Raw genomic sequence first — 4779 nt, 5'->3', positions numbered from 1 at the left:
CGGTGGTGGCGGTCAGCCAGACCGCGCCGAGCGTCACCAGCGCGGCGGTCCGCAGCGATGGTGTGGGCCGGACGGTCAGACCGACGCCCGCCATCGCCAGGGCGGCCAGCCCGGCCGCCGCCAAGCCGCCCAGGAAGGCGATGAACGCCTCCAGGTCCTCACCCCTGCGTGCCATTCGGCACCCCCTTCCGGGGGTCATCATCGGGTGTGCGCGGGGGGCTTGTCACGCGGCGGCGCGGCCGGCCGGCGGGGCCGTCACTCCATGCCGCGGCGCTTCATGACGCGCCAGGCGATCTCCAGGGCGATGCCGCAGACCACCGCGACGGCGACGCCCGTCAGCGGGTCGCGGTAGCCGACCAGGGAGAGGTCGAAGAACGACTTCAGCGGGGGCACCAGCAGGACCAGGGCGAAGGCGCCGCCCATGGTGCCGATCAGCAGCAGGCGCCACCAGTTGTACGGGCGGGCGACGATGGCGAGGACCCAGATGGCGATCAGGAAGAGCGTCAGGGTGGCCACGCTGGTGTCGGCCTTGAGGTCGGTCGCGTGGTCGGTGCGGGCGAGCGTGTAGGCGACGAAGGTGCCGGTGCCCGCGATGGCGCCGCCGGGGACCGCCAGCCGCAGTACGCGCTTCACGAAGCCGGTGCGGGCCCGCTCGTTGTTGGGGGCGAGCGCGAGGAAGAAGGCCGGGATGCCGATGGTCAGCGAGGACAGCACGGTGGAGTGCCGGGGCAGGAACGGGTACGGCGAGTGGGTGAAGATCACCAGGAGCGCCAGCAGGACCGAGTAGACGGTCTTCACCAGGAAGAGTGAGGCGACCCGCTCGATGTTGCCGATCACCCGGCGGCCCTCGGCCACCACCGACGGCAGCGAGGCGAAGGAGTCGTTCAGCAGCACGATCTGGGCGACCGCCTTGGTGGCGTCGGAGCCGGTGCCCATCGCCACGCCGATGTCGGCGTCCTTGAGCGCGAGCACGTCGTTGACGCCGTCGCCGGTCATCGCCACGGTGTGGCCGCGGGACTGCAGCGCCCCGACCAGCTGGCGCTTCTGCTGGGGGGTGACCCGGCCGAAGACGCTGGTCCGGTCGGCGGTCTCGGCGAGCTGCTCCGGGTCGGTGGGCAGGGAGCGGGCGTCCAGCGGGTGGTCGGCGCCGGGCAGGCCCAGGTGGCCGGCCACCGCGCCGACCGAGACCGCCGAGTCGCCGGAGATGACCTTGGCCCGGACCCGCTGGGTCTCGAAGTAGCGCAGGGTCTCGGCGGCGTCCGAGCGCAGCCGCTGCTGGAGCACCACCAGGGCGAGCGGGGTGAGGCCGGCCGCCGGGTCGGGGGAGTCCAGCGGGACGGGGGTGCGGCCCAGCAGCAGCACCCGCAGGCCCTGGGCGCCCAGTTCGTCCACCTCGGCCAGGGCCGGGTGCCCTGCGGGCAGCAGCACGTCGGGCGCGCCGAGCAGCCAGCTGGCCTCGCCGCCCTGCGGCTCCAGCAGCTGCACGCCGCTCCACTTGCGGGCGGAGGAGAAGGGCATCGCCTCGATCACCCGCCAGCCGTTCCGGCCGGAGGCGGCGCCGTCGTCGCCGCGCCCGTACGCGTCGATGACCGCCTGCATCGACGGGTTGGGGCGGGCGTCGGCGCCGGCCATCACGGCCAGCGCGTGCCGGACGGTGTCCTTGTCGACGACGGCGGGCTCCCCGTCGGAGAGCACCCGCAGGTCGACCACGTCCATGCCGCCCTCGGTGAGGGTGCCGGTCTTGTCCAGGCAGACGGTGTCCACCCGGGCCAGGCCCTCGATCGCCGGGAGCTCCTGGACCAGGCACTGCTTGCGGCCGAGCCGGACCACGCCGATCGCGAAGGCGACCGAGGTCAGCAGCACCAGGCCCTCGGGGACCATCGGCACGATGCCGGCCACCATGCGCCGGACGGCCTCGCGCCAGTCCCGGCCCTCGACGGCCAGCTGGCTGATGATCAGGCCGAGGGCGGTGGGGACCAGCAGGTAGGTGATGATCCGCAGGATGCTGTCGATGCCGGTGCGCAGCTCCGACTTCACCAGGGTGAACTTGCTGGCCTCCTCGGCGAGCTGGGCCGCGTAGGCCTCGCGGCCGACCTTGGTGGCGGTGAACGCGCCGGCGCCGGCCACCACGAAGCTGCCGGACATCACCTGGTCGCCGGGCTGCTTGAGGACCGGGTCGGGTTCGCCGGTGAGCAGCGACTCGTCGATCTCCAGGCCGTCCGCCTCGGTGACCTCGCCGTCCACGATCACCTTGTCGCCGATGCCGAGCAGCACGGTGTCGTCGAGCACGATCTCGGAGACGCCGACCTGCCGGGCGGTGCCGTCCCGGCGGACCTGCGGGCGGGCCTCGCCGATCAGGGCCAGGCTGTCCAGGGTCTTCTTGGCGCGCAGCTCCTGGATGATGCCGATCGCCGTGTTGGCCACGATGACCAGGCCGAACAGGCCGTCCTGGATCGGACCGACGATCAGGATGATCCCGAACATCACGCCGATGATCGCGTTGAAGCGGGTGAAGACGTTGGCGCGGACGATCTCCCGGGTGGACCGGCTGGACCGTACGGGGACGTCGTTGACCTGGCCCCGGGCGACCCGTTCGGCGACCTCGGCGGCGGTCAGGCCGCCGCGCCGGCCGGGCAGCAGGCCGAGGGGGTGGGCTCCGTCCGGGCGGTCTCCGTCGGCCGGCTGTTCTTCCGCCGGCTGGGCAGGCTGCGTCATGGCACCGACTCTACGGGCGTCGTATGTCCGGTGCGTGCTACTAAAGGACTATTCAGTCCGACCGGGTGGCCGGGTCCTGGCCGTCGTCCCCGGTCGTCCGTTCGGCCGTGTGCCCGGCCGCCTGGGCGGCTTCGGCGGCTCGGCTACGGGCGATCGCGTCCCGCCGGGCGCGGCAGTACCAGAGGCCGATCAGGCCGAGCAGGCCGCCGGAGAGGCAGATCCAGGGCCAGGTGCCGTGGCCGTGCGCCGAGAGGCTGCCCTGGAAGGGGAGCAGGGCGAGGAAGGCGACGAACCACAGCACCGTGCCGCCGCCGACGATGGCGACGTCGTTGGCCTCCAGCGGAGGGGGCGAGGGGTGCAGTGGCGTCTTGGGCATGGGGCCTAGCGTACGGTGCGGTGGGGCGGCTCCGCGGGTGTCGTGACCCCCCACGGGCTCTACGCGCGAAGATAGCGCGTGTGCGATCGGGAAACGATACTTGAGGACCTGCGCCCGGCCACCGTCGCCCCGGGCGTTCCCTCCCCCTCCTCAGCTCCCCCACAGAGGACGCACGCATGCCTGTGGTCCAGCCGACCACCGAGTCGCCCGAACCCGCCGACGCCGCGCCGCAGCCCCCCACGAGCGCCGTCGACCGCTTCTTCCGGATCAGCGAGCGGGGCTCCACCCTGCCGCGCGAGATCCGCGGCGGTGTCGCCACCTTCTTCACCATGGCGTACATCCTGGTGCTGAACCCGATCATCCTGGCCAGCGGCACGGACGTCACCGGGGCTCACCTGAACAGCGCCCAGCTGGTCACCGCCACCGCCCTCACCGCGGGTCTCACCACCCTGCTGATGGGCGTCATCGGCAACGTCCCGATCGGCCTGGCCGCCGGACTCGGCGTCAACACGATCGTGGCGCTCCAGCTCGCACCCAAGATGACCTGGCCGGACGCCATGGGCATGGTCGTGCTGGCCGGTTTCGCGATCATGCTGCTGGTCGCCACCGGGCTGCGCGAGCGGGTCATGAACGCCGTCCCGCTCGGCCTGCGCAAGGCCATCGCGATCGGTATCGGCCTGTTCATCAGCCTGGTCGGCCTGGTCGACTCCGGCTTCGTCAGCCGCATCCCGGACGCCGCCCACACCACCGTCCCGCTCCAGCTCGGCGGCAACGGGCACCTGCTCGGCTTCCCGGTGCTGATCTTCGTGATCGGCCTCGTGCTCACCCTGGTCCTGCTGATCCGCAAGGTGCCCGGCGCCATCCTGATCAGCATCGCGGTCTCCACCGCGCTCGCCGCGATCATCGACAAGGTGGCCGACGTCCCGGCGCTCAAGTGGGGCCTCACCGTCCCGACCTGGCCGGGCAACCCGGTCTCCGCGCCGGACTTCGGCCTGGTCGGCAAGGTCAGCCTGTTCGGCGGCTTCGAGAAGGTCGGCGTGCTGACCGGCCTGCTGTTCGTCTTCACCGTGCTGATGTCCTGCTTCTTCGACGCGATGGGCACCATCCTCGGCGTGGCCGACGAGGCGCACCTGCTGGACGAGAAGGGCGACCTGCCCGGCATCAACAAGGTCCTGATGGTCGACGGCATCGCCACCGCGGCCGGCGGCGCCACCTCGGCCTCCGCCAACACCTGCTTCGTCGAGTCCACCGCCGGCGTCGGCGAGGGCGCCCGGACCGGCTTCGCCTCGATCGTCACCGGCCTGCTCTTCGTGGTGGCGCTCTTCCTCACCCCGCTCGCCACCATGGTCCCGGCCCAGGCCGCCACCCCGGCCCTGATTACCGTCGGCTTCCTGATCCTGGCCAACTCGATCAAGGAGATCGACTGGGCCGACTACACGATCGCGATCCCGGCCTTCCTGACCATCGTGATGATGCCGTTCACCTACAGCATCACCAACGGCATCGGCATGGGCTTCATCGCCTTCTGCGTGCTGCGCCTGGCCGCCGGCCGCGGCCGCGAGGTCCCCGTCCCCATGTACGCGGTGGCGACGGTGTTCGCCTTCTACTACCTGATGCCGGCCTTCGGCCTGCTCTGACGGCCCCCGCCGGCTCTCCGACGGCCCCGCCCTCCCGCTCGGGAGGGCGGG

The 4779-nt window shown here is 72.1% G+C and carries 3 protein-coding genes; 1 reads left to right on the top strand and 2 read right to left on the bottom strand.

Translation table 11 applies throughout. The features are described from left to right. Positions 1–255 precede the first annotated feature (255 nt). Together ACFU6K_RS31460 and ACFU6K_RS31455 are read right to left on the bottom strand one after the other, a co-directional pair. Positions 256–2715 carry an HAD-IC family P-type ATPase gene (locus ACFU6K_RS31460; protein WP_380668795.1) on the bottom strand — a complete coding sequence of 820 codons (2460 nt, stop codon included), beginning with the start codon at positions 2713–2715 and terminating at the stop codon, positions 256–258. 52 nt (positions 2716–2767) lie between these two features. Beyond that, positions 2768–3091 carry a DUF2530 domain-containing protein gene (locus ACFU6K_RS31455; RefSeq protein ID WP_380668793.1) on the bottom strand — a complete coding sequence of 108 codons (324 nt, stop codon included), beginning with the start codon at positions 3089–3091 and terminating at the stop codon, positions 2768–2770. A gap of 176 nt (positions 3092–3267) precedes the next feature. Between ACFU6K_RS31455 and ACFU6K_RS31450 the strand changes: the two genes are divergently transcribed. Next, positions 3268–4728 (top strand): NCS2 family permease, encoded by a 1461-nt coding sequence (locus ACFU6K_RS31450; RefSeq protein ID WP_380668791.1) that lies wholly within the window; start codon positions 3268–3270, stop codon positions 4726–4728. Positions 4729–4779: the final 51 nt, after the last annotated feature.

The sequence above is a fragment of the Kitasatospora sp. NPDC057512 genome, from assembly GCF_042802135.1.
Classification (GTDB): Bacteria; Actinomycetota; Actinomycetes; order Streptomycetales; family Streptomycetaceae; genus Kitasatospora.
This window is presented reverse-complemented; position numbering and strand designations above follow the sequence as displayed.